We start from the raw sequence: 18,177 nt of genomic DNA, 5'->3' as shown, positions 1-18,177 counted from the left end.
CGGCTCGAAACTCCAACAATCGCGGCAGTTTTCCAATGTGGTTTTTAGCGGCAAATTCAAAAGGATACACCAATTGCGACGATATGGCCGTGGCACCCTTTCACCGGCGTCGCCGGCGGGCGCGATAAGTACCCGGCGCCTCGCCCATCAGCCGCCGGAAACGGCGGTTGAAGGTTGATAGATCGTTGAATCCCGCCGCAAAGGCGATCGCCGAAATTGTGTTATCTGACGTCCGCAGCCGCACGGCTGCCCTGTGCAGCCGCGTTCTCAGCAGGAATTGGTAGGGCGTCATGCCGGCAACGTGCCGGAAGGTGCGCAGGAAATGGTAAGGGCTGGTGGCGGTCTCGTCGGCGAGTTCGGCAAGCGAGATCGGCCGGTCGGCATCGACTTCAATGCGCCGCACCGCTTCGGCGACACGCTTCTGGTCGCGGCGGCTCGGGGTCCGTCCCCGATCCGTGGCGCTGCAAGCCGCTGTTACCGCGGCACCGGCAATGCGCAGGGCGAGTTCCTCGAACGCGCCGGTGTCGGCCATCTCGCGCGCCGCCTCCGCTTCGGCGAGCAGCGGCACCAGCGCCGGCAAGGGCGGCAGGCGCGGCGTGCTGAAATCGAGCGTCTTGGCGCCCGGCACGTCGGCGACGATCCGCTCCATACAGGCCGGTCCGAAATGGAAGGAGAGGCAGCGGTCGCCGGCGCCATGCTCGTGCCCGCACTCGTAGCATGTGCCGGGATTGCCGAGCAGGAGCGCGCCCGGCGCCAGCATCGCCGTGCCTTGGCGGGCACGATAGCGGAAGGTGCCGCTGGTTACGGCAGCAACGCAGAAATGCCGATGCTCCTCCTCGAATGGCCTGTCGGCGGCGCTGGCGGTGCAGATGACATCCGACACCTGCCAGCCTCGGCCCGACGCCAGCCTATGCGCGCTCGTCGTCATCGCCCAAACATAGCAATTTTTCCCAAGCGCAGAACCCCTGCCGGCCTCTATGCTTGCCGGTCTCCTGACAAGATGAGAGCGAAGCCATGTCCAATTCCTTTGCCAAGGCCCTGCACAGCGATGGGCCCACACCGGCCCTTGCCGAGAAACTGAACCTTTACGGCCGCTTCGTCGGCGCCTGGACGTTCGACGCCACGCGCCATCTCGAAGACGGTCAGGTGCTGACCGGGCGCGGCGAGGTGCATTTCGGCTGGGTCCTTGAAGGCCGCGCGATCCAGGACGTATGGATCCTGCCAGCTCGTGACGCTGGTTCCTCCCCTTCGCTCGGCAAATGGACCTTCTATGGCACGACGTTGCGCGTCTATGACCCAGGCGTCGACGCCTGGCACATCTTCTGGAGCGACCCGCGCAACCGGTATTACAGCCGCCAGTTGGGCCGCGTCGAAGGCGACACGATCGTCCAATTAGGCGCAGACGGCACCGGCCCTTCGGTACGCTGGAGCTTTTCCCGGATCACCGGAGATTCCTTCCGCTGGCTGGGCGAGCGTTCGTTTGACGACGGCGCCACCTGGCGTCTCGAAGTCGAGTTTCTGGCGCGCCGCACCGCCAGCCCCTGATCCGCACGGTTTCCACTGGCTTCGCTTTGCTCTACCAATCCCGTTAACCGGCATTGCCGGCGGGGAGGGTCAGCATGCCGAGCTTCGACAGCCTGTTCAACGCCTTCGTCACCATACTGGTGACGATCGATCCGCCCGGCCTGGCGCCGCTCTTCCTTGCCGTGACCCGCGGCATGAACCGCGAGGAGCGCAACCAGGTCTCCGTGCGCGCCTCGATCATCGCTTTCCTGGTGATGGCATTGTTCGCAATCGCCGGCGCGTCGATCCTGTCGGTCTTCGGCATCACCCTGCCGGCCTTCCGCGTCGCCGGCGGCTTTCTGCTGTTCTTCATCGCCTTCGAAATGGTGTTCGAGCGCCGGCAGGACCGTAAGGAGAAGATCGGCGACGTCGCCATCACCAGGGACATGATCCACAACATCGCCGCCTTTCCGCTGGCGATCCCGCTGATTGCGGGTCCCGGCGCGATTTCGGCGACCGTCCTGCTCTCAAGCTCGTTTCAGGGTTTTGGCGCGCAGACAGCCCTTGTCGGCATCATCGCCATCTGCCTCGTCATCACCTACCTGGTGTTCGTGCTGTCAGAGCGCATCGATCGTATCCTCGGCCAAACCGGCCGTTCGATCCTGACACGGCTGCTCGGCGTCATCCTGGCGGCGCTCGCCATACAGTTCGTCGCCGACGGCATCAAGGCGCTGATGGCGACCTAGGAACTGCCCTACTTCGCTGTCGTTTCAATGACTTCGAAGTCATGGGTAATCTCGGCAGTCTTGGCCATCATTGCCGAGGCCGAGCAGTATTTCTCGATCGAAAGCCCGATCGCCCGCTTCACCTTGTCGTGTGACAGCGCCCGGCCCTTGACGACAAAATGCATGTGAATGCGGGTGAACACCCTGGGATCGGCTTCTGCACGGTCGGCATCGAGTTCGACCACGCAATCTTCGACCGCCTCGCGCCCCTTTTCGAGGATATGGACCACGTCATAGGCCGAGCAGCCTCCGGTGCCGATCAGCACCAGTTCCATTGGGCTCGGCCCCGGCGTCTTGCCCTCCAGCCCGAACGCCGTGCCTAGCACCAGCTTGTGCCCACTGGCGGACTCGCCAACAAAAGTGCGCTCCTCCACCCATTTGACCCTTGCTTTCACTTGATACGTCCTTTCACCGCTCAAACGCACAACGTCCCGAAAATCCAAGACAGATTTTCGGGACGCCATTTCGTGGCCAAGGTGCTGGCGCTTGTCGCCGCAAGGGCAGTCCGCCCCGAGAAATCAGAACGGGATTTCGTCGTCCAGCTCGCGCGATGAACCACCGCCGCCGCCCTTGTTGGCGCCACCCCGATTGAAACTTTCGCCCGGGCCGGACTGGCCGAAATCGGAACCGCGGCTCGCACCGCCACCGGCATAGTTGCCGACCTGGCCGCCGCCCTCGCCCCGTGCGTCGAGCATCTGCAGCTCGCCGCGGAATTTCTGCAACACGATTTCAGTCGTATAGCGGTCATTGCCGGTCTGGTCCTGCCATTTGCGCGTCTGCAGCTGGCCCTCGACATAGACCTTCATGCCTTTCTTCAGATACTGCTCGGCCACCTTGGCGATCTGGTCGTTGAAAATCACGACATTGTGCCACTCGGTCTTTTCCTTGCGCTCTCCAGATGTCTTGTCGCGCCAGCTTTCCGACGTCGCGATGCGGATATTGACGACCGGGTCACCCGAATTCAGGCGGCGGATTTCAGGGTCCGCCCCGAGGTTGCCCACCAGAATGACCTTGTTGACGCTACCCGCCATGACACTTCTCCGCGCTCATCCGAAACCAAATTCCTTGTCGCTCCACCTTACAGGCTATGGACAATCCCTGCCTGCCGTGGCTGCCTTTTCCCACAAGGTTTTTGTTCTCTTTTCGTTCTAGTTTAAAGGTCCTGCACTGTCAATAGATGTCAGTAACAAGTAGGGTCTTGGCGCCGAATTTTCCACGAACCCTGAGATCGAGGCGAACTCAATGAAGATGGTCGAGCATGACGATCAGCCGCAAGAAGAATGGCGGACGGGAGTAAAGACCCGCATGCATGTCTCGGCCTGCAACGGCGCAACTCAACTTTGCATATTTGAACAATGGGTCGAACCCGCGGTTGGCGCCCCGACACATTGGCACCCGGTCGAGGAAGTGCTTACCGTCATCGCTGGCAGGGCCGAGATGTGGATCGATGACGAGCATCTCGTCTTGACTGCCGGACAGTCGCTTGTTGTTGCCGCGCACAGGCAACATGGCTTCCGAAACGTCGGCTCCGAACTGCTTCATATCCATGCCGTGCTCGCGTCACCAGTTTTTGAGGCAACGTTTAACGGATCGCCAGACATGGTGAGACGCTGGCTTCCGACGCGTTTGTAAAATCTCGCCCGTCGCAAAAAACACTGCCTGTCTTAAAAACGCGACTTGCCAAACCGATAAGTATCGACTTATGCTTCTGGAATGATCGAAGCAGAGATTTTTCGGGCACTGGCCGATCCAACGCGTCGCGCCGTCTATGAGCGGCTCGCCGACGGCGAGATGACGGTATCGGAACTCCGCAATGGCATGCCGGTTTCGCAGCCGGCAGTATCGCAGCATCTCGCGGTGCTGCGAGGTGCCGGCCTCGTGGTCGAACGCCGGGCCGGCCGCAATGCCTATTATCGCGCCGATCCGAACGGGCTTGCGCCGCTGCTCGGCTGGATCGAACGCTACCGCGCGTTCTGGCCAGAGCGCATCGAAAGGCTCAAGACGGTTTTGAAGGACATGGACCAATGACCAGCCGAGGCAAAGAACGCGCGGAAATGGCGGCAGACAAGATCGAGTTCGAGTGCGAGCTGCCCGAGCCGCCGGAAAAAGTGTGGCGGGCGCTGACAGTGCCGGACCTGCTCGCGGCCTGGATGATGCCAAACGACATTGAACCAAAGGTCGGCAACCGCTTTGCCTTTAAAGCGCCGGATGCGCCGATCGAGTGCGAAATCCTCGACGCGGATCCCGGACGGCTGCTGCGCTATTCCTGGCGGGAGCGGCCGGCGCCCGGCGATACGCGGGTGCCGCCCGGCAGCCCGGTGGAAAGCCCAATGAACGATAGGCCAGTGGATAGCATCGTCACCTTTACGCTCGACCGCACCGTTTCCGGCGGCACGCATCTGCGCATCGTCCATGATGGTTTTGCTCGGGCAGCAGTGCCGGAGATCGCCATGGCAGGCGCCGGTTGCCGACTTTCGTTTGAAGCGCGTACTCCCAAGTACAAGCAGATCGCCGCAAACACCGCGCGCCTCTTTATGCGCGCGGCCTGAACGACGACAGTCAAAGGAGATAACGATGAGCGGCCTTGCCAATTTGGTGCCGATGGTGATCGAGCAGTCGAGTCGCGGCGAACGTGCCTTCGATATATTTTCGCGGCTGCTGCGCGAGCGCATCGTCTTCATCAACGGGCCGATCGACGACGGCACCTCGGCGCTGGTCTGCGCCCAGCTTCTGTCGCTGGAATCCGACAATCCCGACAAGGAGGTCTCGCTCTACATCAACTCGCCGGGTGGCGTGGTGACCAGCGGTTTCGCCATCTACGATACGATGCAGTATATCAGCTGCCCGGTCTCCACCGTTTGTATGGGCTTCGCCGCCTCGATGGCCTCGTTTCTCCTGATGGCGGGCACGCCAGGGCGGCGTATCGCGCTACCCAACACCAGCATCGTGCTGCATCAGCCTCTCGGCGGTTTCCAAGGCCAAGCCTCCGATATCCAGCGCCATGCCGAGGGCATCCTTCGCACCAAGCGGCGCATGACCGATCTTTACGCCCATCATTGCGGCCGCACCTACGAAGAAGTGGAACGCACGCTCGACCGCGACTTTTTCATGACCGCCCAGGAGGCCAAGGATTGGGGACTCGTCGACCATGTTTTCGACACCCGCAAGCAGGCCGCATGAACGAGCAGGGCCGGCGGACGCAACCGACGCGATTGAGCGCCCGCAATTTCAGCGCCATCGGTCTGGTCTTGCCGCCATCACGGCACTATAGTCCGGCGATGACCGCCAGCCGTTCATCCAGCCTGTTGTGCCTTGCTATCGCTACTGTGGCCGGCACGAACATGCTGGTGGACATGGCATTTGCCCAAGATAATTCGACGTCTTCGCAAAAGGGCGCCCTGCCCGGCGTGACCAGCGACTATCGCATCGCCGAGCCAGGGCCGCAGCCTGAGCCCGACGACGCGGTTCCAAGCAGCGGCAACGGCACGTTCAAGATCGGCGATACCGACGTTCGGATTTCCGGCAGCATAACCATCGATGTCGCTACCGGCGGAATCAGGCCCCCCAGCCGGTAAGTTCGCCTGGCATGCACCACAAATGTGCCCTTCAAACGAACAGCCCCGTCATTGCTTGTGCAATTGACGGGGCTTCTTGGATCTAAAATCCAAATTGCCGGGAGTGTACTGCCGGCTTTTTATTTCGGATGCTTCGCGGCGTTCAGCCGACGATCCGACTAGCAGTCTCTGATTGTTGTGGGGATCGGCAGGTCAACGTTGGCAGGTAGCGCAAAACGCTTGGCCTAGCCACTTATACCTGCCGCGGCTCCAGCGACACGTGGAGCCTCAAGGAACTGTCCGGTGGAGTCATGCCTCTGCTCTCCTTCTGTTCGTTGCGACTGTCGTCGAAGCGCTCATCGCATAACCCGCGGCGTCTCGCAGGCTAGCCCCAGGCCGCGAGGCCATCGAAAGACGGCCGGCTTCGTTGACGTTTGGAGTCTGCCCCCGTGACAGATGGACGTCAACCTTGAATGGCCGATTACCGAAAAATGTGATCGCGAGACGCTTTGTGAACCCCGGGTGAACCCAGCCGCACGGGCAGCTTTTGTCAGGAGCGTGTTCGGCCTTTGTTCTTTCCGCTTGCCCGTTCGCGCGAAAGGCGGTTAAACGCTTTGGTCGAGAGTTGTGGCGTCTCTCGAAAAGGCGGCGAAATTACCTACATAGGGGATGGTCGGGAAAACCCGCCCATCCCACGAATTCCAGATTCTGAGGCGGCGACCGGCGATGGCCGACCATAAATATCTCTCCATTCGCGGGGCACGCGAACACAATCTGAAGAATGTCGATCTCGACCTGCCGCGTGACAGCCTGATCGTCATGACCGGGCTGTCGGGGTCAGGCAAGTCGTCGCTTGCCTTCGACACGATCTATGCCGAGGGCCAGCGCCGCTATGTCGAGAGCCTTTCGGCCTATGCACGACAATTCCTCGAAATGATGCAGAAGCCGGACGTCGACCAGATCGACGGCCTGTCGCCAGCCATCTCCATCGAGCAGAAGACCACCTCGAAGAACCCACGTTCGACTGTCGGCACCGTCACCGAGATCTACGATTATATGCGGCTTTTGTTCGCCCGCGTCGGTGTACCTTATTCGCCGGCCACCGGCCTGCCGATCGAGAGCCAGACGGTCTCGCAGATGGTCGACCGGGTGCTTGCAGTCGAGGAAGGCACCCGGCTGTTCATCCTGGCGCCGATGGTGCGCGGCCGCAAAGGCGAGTACCGCAAGGAACTGCTGGAGCTGCAGAAGAAGGGTTTTCAGCGCGTCAAGGTCGATGGCGTCTTCTACGAGATCGCCGACGTGCCCGCGCTGGACAAGAAGTACAAGCATGACATCGACGTTGTCGTCGACCGCATCGTCGTGCGCGGCGATCTGGCGACGCGGCTCGCCGATTCCATCGAGACCGCGCTGAAGCTTGCAGACGGACTGGCGGTAGCGGAATTTGCCGACAGGCCGCTCGACGCCAGCCAGACCGGCGAGGATTCGGTCAACAAATCGAAGAACGAGACGCATGAACGCATGCTGTTCTCGGAAAAGTTCGCCTGCCCGGTGTCCGGCTTTACCATTCCCGAGATCGAGCCCAGGCTGTTCTCCTTCAACAATCCGTTCGGCGCGTGCCCGACCTGCGATGGGCTCGGCAGCCAACGCGCCATCGATGCCAGCCTGGTCGTGCCCGACGAGAATGTCTCGCTGCGCGCCGGCGCCGTCAGCCCTTGGGCGAAATCGACGTCGCCCTATTATGCGCAAACGCTGGAAGCGCTGGGCGTTGCCTACGGCTTCAAGCTCGGCGACAAGTTCAAGGATCTGAGCGAAGAGGCAAAGCAAGCCATCCTGCACGGCACCGGCGAGCGCGAAATCACCTTCCACTACGATGACGGCCTGCGCTCCTACAAGACGACCAAGACCTTCGAGGGCGTCATCCCCAACCTCGAGCGCCGCTGGAAGGAAACCGAATCCGCCTGGATGCGCGAGGAGATCGAGCGCTTCATGTCGGCCACGCCCTGCCCGGCCTGCCGCGGCTATCGGCTGAAGCCCGAGGCGCTCGCGGTCAAGATCGCCGGCAAGCACATTGGCGAGGTCACCGAGCTGTCGATCCGCAAGGCCGACCAGTGGTTCACCGATCTGCCCGCTTCGCTCAACGACAAGCAGAACGAGATTGCGGTGCGCGTGCTCAAGGAAATCCGCGAGCGGCTGCGCTTCCTCAACGATGTCGGGCTCGATTATCTGACGCTGTCGCGCAACTCCGGCACGCTGTCAGGCGGCGAGAGCCAGCGCATCCGTCTTGCCTCGCAGATCGGCTCCGGCCTGACCGGCGTACTTTACGTGCTGGACGAGCCGTCGATCGGTCTGCACCAGCGCGACAATGCCCGCCTGCTCGATACGCTGAAGCATCTGCGCGACATCGGCAACACAGTGATCGTCGTCGAGCATGACGAGGACGCCATCCTGCACGCCGACTATGTCGTCGATATCGGCCCGGCCGCCGGCATTCATGGCGGCCACATCATCGCCCAGGGCACGCCGCAGCAGATCATGGCGACGCCCGCTTCGATCACCGGCAAATATCTGTCGGGCGAGCTCGAAGTGGCGACACCGGCAGTGCGGCGCGAGGCCAAGAAGAGCCGCCGGCTGAAGGTCGTCGGCGCGCGCGGCAACAATCTGAAGAACGTCACCGCTGAAATCCCGCTCGGCACTTTTACCGCCGTCACCGGCGTGTCCGGCGGCGGCAAGTCGACCTTCCTGATCGAGACCCTGTTCAAGGCGGCGTCGCGCCGCATCATGGGCTCGCGCGAGCATCCGGCCGAGCACGACCGCATCGAGGGGCTCGAATTCCTCGACAAGGTCATCGACATCGACCAGTCGCCGATCGGGCGCACCCCGCGCTCCAACCCCGCCACCTATACCGGCGCCTTCACGCCGATCCGCGACTGGTTCGCCGGCTTGCCGGAGTCGAAGGCGCGCGGCTACCAGCCGGGCCGCTTCTCGTTCAACGTCAAGGGCGGCCGCTGCGAGGCCTGCCAGGGCGACGGCGTCATCAAAATCGAGATGCACTTCCTGCCCGACGTCTACGTCACCTGCGACATCTGCCACGGCAAGCGTTACAACCGCGAGACACTGGACGTCCTGTTCAAGGGCAAGTCGATCGCCGACGTTCTCGACATGACGGTCGAGGAAGGCGTCGATTTCTTCGCCGCCGTGCCCGGCGTGCGCGACAAGCTGGAGACACTCAAACGGGTCGGCCTCGGCTACATCCATGTTGGCCAGCAGGCAACGACCTTGTCGGGCGGCGAGGCGCAGCGCATCAAGCTTGCCAAGGAACTGTCGCGCAAGGCGACCGGCAAGACGCTCTACATTCTCGATGAGCCAACCACCGGCCTGCATTTCCACGACGTCGCCAAGTTGCTTGAAGTGCTGCACGAGCTGGTCGACCAGGGCAACACGGTCGTCGTCATCGAGCACAATCTAGAGGTGATCAAGACCGCTGACTGGGTTCTCGATCTTGGCCCCGAAGGTGGTGACGGCGGCGGCGAGCTGGTGGCGTCCGGCACGCCGGAGGACATCGTCCGCGAAAAACGCAGCTATACCGGGCAGTTCCTGAGGGAATTGCTGGAGCGGCGCCCCGGAGGCAAGCGCGAAGCGGCGGAGTGATGGCAAAGAACGGTCTCATCACGGTCCAAAGCCGCTTCGGCGTGACCGAAACCATCGATCGCCTGGTCGAAACTGTCGAACGTGCAGGATTGCTGGTCTTCGCCCGCATTGATCACGCCGCTGGTGCGCGCAGCGTCGAAACATCACTGCGTCCAACCCAGCTCCTGATTTTCGGCAATCCGAAAGGCGGTACGCCACTGATGCAGGACCGGCAGCTTGCCGGCATCGATTTGCCGGTCAAGGCACTGGCTTGGGAGGACGGGCAAGGCAAGGTCTGGCTCTCCTACAATGACGCGCACTGGCTCGCTGAGCGCCACGGCTTGGGCGACGCCAGTCGCAATGCCGTCGCTGCGATCGCCGACGGCATGGACAAGGTGATTGCGGCCGCTGCCGGCGCGGGCCAGTTTTGATGACGAGAGCCGCTCGGGCCGATGATCTCTCCACGGTGATTTCGCTCACCACCGACGCCTACGCGCCCTACACTGCCCTGTTCGGAGCGCCGCCGATCCCCGTCACACAGGACTATGCGCCGCGCATCCAACGCGGCGAGGTCTGGCTTTTGGAGCAGAATGGACAGCCGGCCGGCTTGATCGTTCTCGAACGAAATGCGGACCATACAATGATCTTCAGCGTTGCCGTTGCGCCAGCCTTTCAGGGCAAGGGTTTCGGCATCGGGCTGCTCGACTGGGCCGAGCAACAGACGCGCTTGTGGAGCTTGCCTGAGATCCGACTCTACACCAATGCCAGAATGGAACGGAACGTTTCGTTGTATAAGGCCTACGGCTTTCGCGAAACGGGTCGCCGGCCCAATCCATATCGGCCAGGATGGACGGTCGTCGACATGGCGAAAGCCGTCGAGACGACCGCCATCGCGTGATCCTTTTCTGCAAACCGGGAGGACGACCATGACTCAATCAGGAACAATCCGCGCCGGCATGGGCGGCTGGACCTTCGAGCCGTGGGACACGTCCTTCTACCCGGACAAATTGTCGAAGGCCAAGCAACTGCATTATGCCAGCCGGCAGGTGCCCACCATCGAGGTCAACGGCACCTATTATTCGAGCTTCAAGGAGCCGACCTTCGTCAAATGGGCCAACGAGGTGCCGGATGGTTTCGTCTATTCGCTGAAGGGCAACCGCTTTGTCACCAACCGCCGCGTGCTCGGCGAGGCCGGGGAATCGATCATGCGCTTCCTCGGGTCGGGCGTCGCCGCACTTGGCGACAAGCTCGGGCCGATCCTGTGGCAGTTCGCGCCGACCAAGAAATTCGACCCGGACGATTTCGAGGCCTTCCTCAAGCTGTTGCCGGAAAAGCAGGACGGCGTTGCGCTGCGCCACGCGGTCGAGGTGCGCAACGACAGCTTCGTCGTGCCGGAGTTCGCCGCCTTGGCGCGAAAGCACAAGGCCGCCATCGTCTATGCCGACCACGCCAAATATCCTGGGATTGGCGACGTTACCGGCGATTTCATCTATGCGCGGCTGCAGACCGGCAGCGACGACAATCCCGATTGCTACACGCCAAAGGCGCTCGACGAATGGGCGGCGCGCGCAAACACCTGGGCGGAAGGCAAGGTGCCGGTCGACCTGTCGCGTGCCGATCCTTCAACCGACGCGCCGGTCAAGCCACGCGATGTGTTCGTCTACTTCATCACAGAGGGCAAGGTCCGCGCTCCATTCGGCGCCATCGCCCTGATGAAGCGGGTCGCAGGCTGACGCCGCTGTCGGTGGTCCGCCTGGCTTGGTCCTAAACTACCGGCTATGCGGCGCGTTCGTCCGGACGCCGATCAACCCTGACGATCTCATTGAAAGCATCGAGATCGACATAGAAGACCTTGGTGATCTCCGCGATGAGTTCGTCGTGGTCATACCCCTGCGATTTCAGAATGTTGATGGCTGTCAGGATGTCGACGCGCTCCGTGAGCCGTCGTTTCTGATAGTCCTCGACATAGCACTCCATTGACTGGCCCTGGCTCCCAAGCACCCGAAATGTTGGACGACAACAGATCGCTCGAAGGGAAGGGCTTGCGCGCAAGCGTGCCGACGCATCCGCGCCTTCCCCTGATCTGCCAAGTTGAAACTGGTACGGAAAGCGGCCGACTCACCAAGGCCAAGCAAAATCTAGCACGCAATCTGCAGCGCGCCAGAGTTGCAAAGTAATAGAATCAATAAGAATTCAGACGGTCAGGAATTTGCGGACGTCCGCCCGGTCGAGATCCTCGGCCGAGCCGGTATGAACGATCTGGCCACGGTCCATGATGTTGACCTCGTCGGCCAATTCCCGGCAGAAGTCGAGATACTGTTCGACCAGGAGCACGGGGATGCCGGCCTGGTCGCGCAGATAGCGGATGGCGCGGCCGATATCCTTGATGATCGACGGCTGGATGCCTTCGGTCGGCTCGTCGAGCACCAGCAGTTTAGGCCGCATCACCAGTGCCCTACCGATGGCAAGCTGCTGCTGCTGGCCGCCGGAAAGATCACCGCCTCGGCGCGCGAGCATCTGCTTCAGCACCGGAAACAATTCGAAGACGTGACCGGGAATGTTGCGGTCGGCGCGCTTCAGCGGCGCGAAGCCAGATTCGAGGTTTTCCCGCACCGTAAGCAGCGGAAATATCTCCCTGCCCTGCGGCACGAATGCGATGCCCGACCGGGCGCGATCATACGCCGCGCTCCGGTCGAGCGCCTTCCCCTCGAAGGCAACGCTTCCGCTCGTCAGCCGATGATGGCCGACGATCGATCTCATCAAACTGGTCTTGCCGACGCCGTTGCGACCGAGCACGCAGGTGATCTTGCCGGCGCGGGCTGTCAGCGAGACACCGCGCAGCGCCTGAGCGGCGCCGTAATGCAGCGTGGCATTGGAGACTTCGAGCATGGTCAGCGCTTTCTCCAACGCGTGAAGAACGAAAGGTCGAAATGATGGAACGGAACGCGCCAGACCATGATCATCTCCCCAGGTAGACTTCGACGACGCGCTCGTCGGCCGAAACGAAGTCGAGGCTGCCCTCGGAAAGCACCGAGCCTTCGTGCAGGCAGGTAACCTTGACGCCGAGCTCGCGCACGAAATGCATGTCGTGCTCGACGACGATGACCGAATGGTCGCGCGCGATATCCCTGAGCAGCCGCGCGGTTTCCTCGGTCTCGGCGTCGGTCATGCCGGCAACCGGCTCATCGACCAGCAGCAGCAGCGGATCCTGCGCCAGAAGCATGCCGATCTCGAGCCATTGCTTTTGGCCGTGGCTCAGATTGGCGGCGAGTTCGTCGCGCTTGTCGCCAAGCCGGATGATGCCGAGGATGTCGTCGATCTGCCGCACTTCCGCGGCCGAGCGACGATGGAACAGTGCCGGGAAGATCGAGCGCGGGCCTTTCAGCGCCAGCATCAGATTGTCCTCGATCGTGTGGCTTTCAAAGACGGTCGGCTTCTGGAATTTACGGCCGATGCCCATCATGGCGATTTCGGCCTCGTCGTGTTTGGTCAGATCGACCTCACCGTTGAAGAAAACCTCGCCCGCATCGGGCCGCGTCTTGCCGGTGACGATGTCCATCATCGTCGTCTTTCCGGCGCCGTTGGGGCCGATGATCGCCCGCATCTCGCCTTTGTCGAGCACCAGCGAAAGGTTGTTGATGGCGCGAAAACCGTCAAAGGAAACCGAAACGCCGTCGAGATAGAGGATGGTGTTGCTCTTCGACATCAGACCATCACTCCGCCGGCTGCGGTTCGGCGCTGGAGGCCGACCAGTCGCCCGGCCTTCTCGCCGCCGAACGGTCGGTTTTCGGCGGCACCGGCGCATCGGGATCGATCCCGGCTTCCTCGGCAACCGAGGCCGCCCGCAACGCCTTGGCGTTGCCGCGCCAGGAATCCCACATGCCGATGATGCCCTTGGGCAGGAACAGCGTGACGGCGACAAACAGTCCGCCCAGCGCAAACAACCAGAATTCAGGCAGCACGCCGGTGAACCAGGATTTACCGGCATTGACCAAAAGCGCGCCGATGATCGGCCCGACGATGGTGCCGCGCCCGCCGACGGCCGCCCACACCACCACCTCGATCGAATTGGACGGCTCGAATTCGCCAGGGTTGATGATGCCGACCTGCGGTACGTAAAGCGCACCGGCGATGCCGGCCATCACCGCCGACACGGTGAAGGCGAACAGTTTGACGTTCTCCGCCCGCCAGCCGAGAAAGCGCGTGCGGCTTTCGGCGTCGCGCACCGCCATCAAAAGCTTGCCGTATTTGGAACCGACGATTGCCCAGGTGACGAAGACGGCGAGCGCCAGCATGACGGCGCTAGCCGCGAACAGCGCCGAGCGTGTCATGTCGGCCTGCACGTTGAAGCCTAGAATATCCTTGAAGTCGGTCAGGCCGTTATTGCCGCCGAAACCCATGTCGTTTCGGAAAAAGGCAAGCAGCAGCGCATAGGTCATCGCCTGGGTGATGATCGACAGATAGACGCCGGTGACGCGACTGCGGAAGGCAAACCAGCCGAAGACGAAGGCGAGCAGGCCGGGTACTGCAAGCACCATGATTGCGGCAAACCAGAAATGGTCGAAACCGTACCAGAACCACGGCAGTTCCTTGTAGTTCAGGAACACCATGAAGTCCGGCAGCAGCGGATTGCCGTAGACGCCGCGCGAGCCGATCTGGCGCATCAGATACATGCCCATCGCATAGCCGCCGAGTGCGAAGAAGGCGCCGTGGCCGAGCGAGAGGATGCCGCAATAGCCCCAGACGAGATCGAGGGCCAAGGCGAGCAGCGCATAGCAGAGATATTTGCCGGTGAGCGCGACGATATAGGACGGCACGTAAAACGCACTTGTCGGCGAGACCGCAAGATTGAGCAGCGGCACGACGATCGCAACCGCCAGCAGGATGAAGATGGTGATGGCGACGCGGCGGTCGGCGCCGGCGGCAAAGAAGCGTCGCGTGATCATGCTTCCACCGACCTGCCCTTGAGCGCGAACAGGCCGCGCGGGCGTTTCTGGATGAACAGAATGATCAGCACCAGAACGACGATCTTGCCGAGCACCGCTCCGGCATACGGTTCGAGGAATTTGTTGACAATGCCGAGCGAGAAGGCGCCGACCAGCGTGCCCCAGAGATTGCCGACGCCGCCGAAGACGACGACCATGAAGCTGTCGATGATGTAGCCGCGGCCGAGATTGGGCGAGACATTGTCGATCTGGCTGAGCGCGACGCCGGCGATGCCGGCAATGCCGGACCCCAATGCAAAGGTCAGGGCATCGACCCACGGCGTCCTGATGCCCATAGAGGCGGCCATCCGGCGATTGGCCGTGACGGCACGCATCTGCAGCCCCCAGGGCGTGCGTTTCATCACGTAAAGCAGCACAGCGAAGACGCCGAGCGCAAAAGCCAGGATCCAGAGCCGGTTCCAGGTGACCGAAAGCTGGCCGATCGCGAACGAACCTGACATCCAGGATGGGTTGCCGACCTCCTGGTTGGTCGGCCCGAAGATGGTGCGCACGGCCTGCTGCAGGATCAGCGAGACACCCCATGTCGCTAGCAGGGTCTCCAACGGCCGGCCATAGAGGAAGCGGATCAGCCCGCGCTCTATGATAAGGCCGACGAGCGCCGCCACCAGGAAGGCCAGCGGCAGGGCGATGACCAGCGACCAGTCGAACAGGCCGGGAAAGGAATTGCGGATAACCTCCTGCACGACGAAGGTCGTGTAGGCGCCCAGCATGACCATCTCGCCATGCGCCATGTTGATGACGCCCATGACGCCGAAAGTGATGGCAAGGCCGATCGCCGCCAGCAGCAGCACCGATCCGAGCGATATGCCGTACCAGATATTCTGGCCGGCGTCCCACAGCGCCAGCGTCGAATTGATGTTGGATATCGCCGCAGTCGCCGCGTCCTTCACCGCACCTTCGGAACTGGCCTCCACCGACGTGAGCAGCGACACCGCATCCCGGTCGCCGCGCGCACCGATGAGCGCTATCGCCGCCAATTTGTCGGCCTCCGGCCTGTCTGAAACGAGAACCGACGCGGCGTGGGCCTGTTCGAGCAGCGCCTTGACGCTTGCCGCGCTCTCATTGGCGATCGCGGTGTCGAGCGGCTCGATGTTTGCCGCGTCCGGCGTCTTGAACATGGTGTCGGCGGCGGCAATGCGCACCGCCGGATCCTTGGAGCCCAGCGTCAGCGTGCCCAGCGCGTCGCGGATGACGCGGCGCAGCGTGTTGTTGACCTTGATCTTGGTGATGTCGGCCTTGGCTGCTTCGCCAGACTTTTCGCCGGTGAGCGCATCGAGCAGTTCGATGCTGTCGCCGCTCTCCTTGCCGACAAAGACTACTGAATCGGCCTTGCGGACGTAAAGGCTGCCCTCCGCAAGCGCGGCAAGCGGCCGTTCGACGGCTGTGTCGCCGGTTGCCGCAAGCTCGCGCACGATGGCTTCGATCGCTGAAAAATTGGAGGCGGTGGCGAGTTTGGCGACGACCGCGCGCAGATCGGATTCGCTGGCGTTCGACGGCAGCAGCATTCCCAGAAGGAGGAGCAGCATCAAGCCAATCGCGCGGATCAGGATCATCGGTTTCTGGTGGCTCTTGGAGGTTGAATGTCGCCTCCGGGCAGGCTGGAGGACGAGCCCGCCCGGAGGCTTTTGCGGTCTGGGAGGACAGACCGGGAGGATCAGTTGGTTCCCTTGCCGCCGCATTTGCCTGTGGCGACATTGAAGTTGCCGCAGGACAGAGGCGCGCGCCAATCGGAGATCAGGTCCTTGGAGTCAGGCAGGTAGTCGGACCACTCGTCGCCCATCACCAGGCCCGGCGTCTGCGAGACGGTTTCGAACTGGCCGTCGGCCTGGATTTCGCCGATCAGCACCGGCTTGGTGATATGATGGTTCGGCATCATGGTCGAATAACCGCCGGTCAGGTTCGGCACCGAGACGCCGACCATGGCGTCGATGACCTTGTCCGGATCGGTGGTGCCGGCCTTCTCGACCGCCTTCACCCACATGTTGAAGCCGATATAGTGGGCTTCCATCGGATCGTTGGTGGTGCGCTTGTCGTTCTTGATGAACTTGTGCCAGTCGGCGATGAACTTCGCGTTCTCGGGCGTATCGACGCTTTCGAAATAGTTCCAGGCGGCGAGATGGCCGACCAGCGGCGCAGTGTCCAGACCGGCAAGCTCTTCCTCGCCGACCGAGAAGGCCATGACCGGGATGTCCTCGGCCTTGATGCCCTGGTTGCCGAGCTCCTTGTAGAACGGCACGTTGGCGTCGCCATTGACGGTCGAGACGACGGCGGTCTTCTTGCCGGCCGAGCCGAACTTCTTGATCGCCGAGACTTCGGTCTGCCAGTCGGAGAAACCGAACGGCGTGTAGTTGACCATGATGTCTTCGGCGGCAACGCCCTTCGCCTTCAGATAGGCCTCGAGGATCTTGTTGGTGGTGCGCGGGTAGACGTAGTCGGTGCCTTCGAGCACCCAGCGCTTCACCGAACCGCCATCCTCGCTCATCAGATAATCGACGGCCGGAATGGCCTGCTGGTTCGGCGCCGCACCGGTGTAGAACACGTTGCGCTCGCTTTCCTCACCCTCATACTGGACCGGGTAGAACAGGATGTTGTCGAGCTCGCTGAACACCGGCAGCACCGATTTGCGCGACACCGAGGTCCAGCAGCCGAACACCGCGGCGACCTTGTCCTTCGAGATCAGCTCGCGCGCCTTTTCGGCGAACAGCGGCCAGTTGGAAGCCGGATCGACGACCACCGCCTCGAGCTTCTTGCCGAGCAGGCCGCCCTTGGCATTCTGCTCTTCGATGAGCATCAGCATGGCGTCCTTCAGCGTTGTCTCCGAGATCGCCATGGTTCCCGACAGCGAATGGAGGATGCCGACCTTGATGGTGTCGTCGGCCGCCTTGGCGGGAACGCTCATCAGCAGGCCGGCGGTGACCACGCCGGCCGAAAACATTTTTGCTATTGTCGAGAAACTGCCCCTCATACTTTTAAACTCCCAAGCTGGTTAACTGCATCGGGACAGACCATGCAACGGCTGTGCCAATCACCGGAGCAAGGTCGGAGGATTTGAGATTTCCCAGCTCTGTCAGTCGGTTAATGTATTAGCTGCAGGAGATGAACCTCGCCTGCTATGTTCGAAACGAGAAAGGATCACCCATATCAGCCTAAGTTTTGCTCACATATAGGCCAATGCCTGAATTTTGAGCAGCATCATATGAGTGCTGGCGAGGATTGCAGCGCCGCGGCGAAATGGGCAAGTTTGAACCCCTTTAACGAGCGATCAAATGGCTTTCAGAGCTTCTTGCATTTTCACCGCCATGCTTCTGCTGGCGGCGACGACCGTAGCGCGCGCCGGCTTCAGCGACGGCAAGCTGCCGGACGGCTCCTATCATTGCGAAGTCTATCTGCTTGGCATGTTCCTCAGCCTCGGCGACATCACCATCAAGGGAAACGTCTATAGCGGTCCTGTGAGCTGGGCATCGCGCCGCAGAGCTACAATTACCAGATGGATGCAGACGGCGTGATCACCTGGCTAGGTCCGCTGGGTGGCTATACCAGTGGCGGCAACTCGATCTCGCTTACGCAGGCGACGCTGGAAAGCGGAACCACCCCGTCCTTCGACATCATCATGAAGCAGCCAGACGGCGCCTTTACCGCCTCGACCTGCACGAAGCGTTGAAAAAAGTACGGAACCTGGCGAGGTTCCGTACTCCGAAGCAC

At 61.9% G+C, this 18,177-nt stretch carries 20 protein-coding genes and 1 pseudogene; 12 read left to right on the top strand and 9 right to left on the bottom strand.

The genetic code is table 11. The annotated features are described in order from the left end of the window. Positions 1 to 100 precede the first annotated feature (100 nt). Positions 101 to 928 (bottom strand): helix-turn-helix transcriptional regulator, encoded by an 828-nt coding sequence (locus tag NKJ17_RS10760; protein WP_352507879.1) that lies wholly within the window; start codon positions 926 to 928, stop codon positions 101 to 103. 86 nt (positions 929 to 1,014) lie between these two features. On the opposite strand from NKJ17_RS10760, the gene NKJ17_RS10755 reads away from it, so the two are divergent. Together NKJ17_RS10755 and NKJ17_RS10750 are read left to right on the top strand one after the other, a co-directional pair. After that, a complete protein-coding gene (locus tag NKJ17_RS10755) occupies positions 1,015 to 1,545 on the top strand; it encodes a hypothetical protein (protein ID WP_352507878.1) in 531 nt (176 codons plus the stop codon). 74 nt (positions 1,546 to 1,619) lie between these two features. Next, positions 1,620 to 2,249, top strand: a complete 630-nt coding sequence (locus tag NKJ17_RS10750) for a MarC family protein (RefSeq protein ID WP_254817370.1) — start codon at positions 1,620 to 1,622, stop codon at positions 2,247 to 2,249. A gap of 8 nt (positions 2,250 to 2,257) precedes the next feature. On the opposite strand, the gene NKJ17_RS10745 is transcribed toward NKJ17_RS10750, so the two are convergent. After that, positions 2,258 to 2,683 (bottom strand): OsmC family protein, encoded by a 426-nt coding sequence (locus tag NKJ17_RS10745; RefSeq protein ID WP_352507877.1) that lies wholly within the window; start codon positions 2,681 to 2,683, stop codon positions 2,258 to 2,260. A 123-nt stretch (positions 2,684 to 2,806) separates the two neighbouring features. Then, entirely contained in the window at positions 2,807 to 3,319 is a 513-nt protein-coding gene (locus NKJ17_RS10740) for a single-stranded DNA-binding protein (protein WP_352448761.1), read from the bottom strand. Positions 3,320 to 3,530: 211 nt separating this feature from the next. Here NKJ17_RS10740 and NKJ17_RS10735 point away from each other — a divergent pair, with 211 nt between their 5' ends. The 9 genes from NKJ17_RS10735 (at position 3,531) to NKJ17_RS10695 (ending at position 11,202) form a co-directional block, all read left to right on the top strand. Continuing rightward, positions 3,531 to 3,920, top strand: a complete 390-nt coding sequence (locus NKJ17_RS10735) for a cupin domain-containing protein (RefSeq protein WP_352478972.1) — start codon at positions 3,531 to 3,533, stop codon at positions 3,918 to 3,920. An 81-nt stretch (positions 3,921 to 4,001) separates the two neighbouring features. Further along, entirely contained in the window at positions 4,002 to 4,316 is a 315-nt protein-coding gene (locus NKJ17_RS10730) for an ArsR/SmtB family transcription factor (protein WP_352478973.1), read from the top strand. After that, the gene (locus NKJ17_RS10725; protein ID WP_352507876.1) at positions 4,313 to 4,837 is read left to right on the top strand and encodes an SRPBCC family protein; all 525 of its coding nucleotides are present in this window, start codon (positions 4,313 to 4,315) and stop codon (positions 4,835 to 4,837) included. The genes NKJ17_RS10730 and NKJ17_RS10725 overlap by 4 nt, the downstream gene beginning before the upstream one ends. A gap of 25 nt (positions 4,838 to 4,862) precedes the next feature. Next, complete coding sequence (locus tag NKJ17_RS10720) at positions 4,863 to 5,468, top strand: ATP-dependent Clp protease proteolytic subunit (protein ID WP_254817374.1); 606 nt, start codon at positions 4,863 to 4,865, stop codon at positions 5,466 to 5,468. A 98-nt stretch (positions 5,469 to 5,566) separates the two neighbouring features. Then, a complete protein-coding gene (locus NKJ17_RS10715; protein ID WP_352479042.1) occupies positions 5,567 to 5,863 on the top strand; it encodes a hypothetical protein in 297 nt (98 codons plus the stop codon). Between the two features lie 705 nt (positions 5,864 to 6,568). Next, positions 6,569 to 9,490, top strand: a complete 2,922-nt coding sequence (gene uvrA / locus NKJ17_RS10710) for an excinuclease ABC subunit UvrA (RefSeq protein ID WP_352507875.1) — start codon at positions 6,569 to 6,571, stop codon at positions 9,488 to 9,490. Beyond that, positions 9,490 to 9,900 (top strand): DUF302 domain-containing protein, encoded by a 411-nt coding sequence (locus tag NKJ17_RS10705; protein ID WP_352507874.1) that lies wholly within the window; start codon positions 9,490 to 9,492, stop codon positions 9,898 to 9,900. Before uvrA ends, NKJ17_RS10705 begins: the two co-directional genes overlap by 1 nt. Next, positions 9,897 to 10,367: a GNAT family N-acetyltransferase gene (locus tag NKJ17_RS10700; protein ID WP_502896224.1), complete on the top strand. Its 471-nt coding sequence runs from the start codon at positions 9,897 to 9,899 to the stop codon at positions 10,365 to 10,367. Before NKJ17_RS10705 ends, NKJ17_RS10700 begins: the two co-directional genes overlap by 4 nt. 28 nt (positions 10,368 to 10,395) lie before the next feature. Further along, positions 10,396 to 11,202, top strand: coding sequence for a DUF72 domain-containing protein (locus tag NKJ17_RS10695; protein WP_352507872.1), 807 nt, complete (start codon positions 10,396 to 10,398; stop codon positions 11,200 to 11,202). Between the two features lie 43 nt (positions 11,203 to 11,245). On the opposite strand, the gene NKJ17_RS10690 is transcribed toward NKJ17_RS10695, so the two are convergent. The 6 genes from NKJ17_RS10690 to urtA all read right to left on the bottom strand — a co-directional run bounded on the left by NKJ17_RS10690 (position 11,246) and on the right by urtA (position 17,440). Next, on the bottom strand, positions 11,246 to 11,446 hold the full coding sequence (locus NKJ17_RS10690; RefSeq protein WP_352507871.1) for a hypothetical protein: 201 nt from the start codon (positions 11,444 to 11,446) through the stop codon (positions 11,246 to 11,248). A gap of 216 nt (positions 11,447 to 11,662) precedes the next feature. Continuing rightward, entirely contained in the window at positions 11,663 to 12,358 is a 696-nt protein-coding gene (gene urtE, locus NKJ17_RS10685; protein WP_352688276.1) for an urea ABC transporter ATP-binding subunit UrtE, read from the bottom strand. 70 nt (positions 12,359 to 12,428) lie between these two features. Continuing rightward, a complete protein-coding gene (gene urtD, locus NKJ17_RS10680) occupies positions 12,429 to 13,175 on the bottom strand; it encodes an urea ABC transporter ATP-binding protein UrtD (protein ID WP_352478979.1) in 747 nt (248 codons plus the stop codon). Between the two features lie 7 nt (positions 13,176 to 13,182). Continuing rightward, complete coding sequence (gene urtC, locus NKJ17_RS10675; RefSeq protein ID WP_352688273.1) at positions 13,183 to 14,415, bottom strand: urea ABC transporter permease subunit UrtC; 1,233 nt, start codon at positions 14,413 to 14,415, stop codon at positions 13,183 to 13,185. Continuing rightward, positions 14,412 to 16,028, bottom strand: a complete 1,617-nt coding sequence (gene urtB, locus NKJ17_RS10670) for an urea ABC transporter permease subunit UrtB (protein WP_352507868.1) — start codon at positions 16,026 to 16,028, stop codon at positions 14,412 to 14,414. The genes urtC and urtB overlap by 4 nt, the downstream gene beginning before the upstream one ends. A gap of 101 nt (positions 16,029 to 16,129) precedes the next feature. Then, complete coding sequence (urtA, locus tag NKJ17_RS10665; RefSeq protein WP_502894309.1) at positions 16,130 to 17,440, bottom strand: urea ABC transporter substrate-binding protein; 1,311 nt, start codon at positions 17,438 to 17,440, stop codon at positions 16,130 to 16,132. 301 nt (positions 17,441 to 17,741) lie between these two features. On the opposite strand from urtA, the pseudogene NKJ17_RS10660 reads away from it, so the two are divergent. Then, positions 17,742 to 18,136, top strand: a pseudogene (locus tag NKJ17_RS10660) (hypothetical protein). Positions 18,137 to 18,177 lie beyond the last annotated feature (41 nt).

Origin of the sequence: Mesorhizobium sp. M0208 (genome assembly GCF_040322015.1) — a bacterium.
Classification (GTDB): Bacteria; Pseudomonadota; Alphaproteobacteria; order Rhizobiales; family Rhizobiaceae; genus Mesorhizobium.
This window is presented reverse-complemented; position numbering and strand designations above follow the sequence as displayed.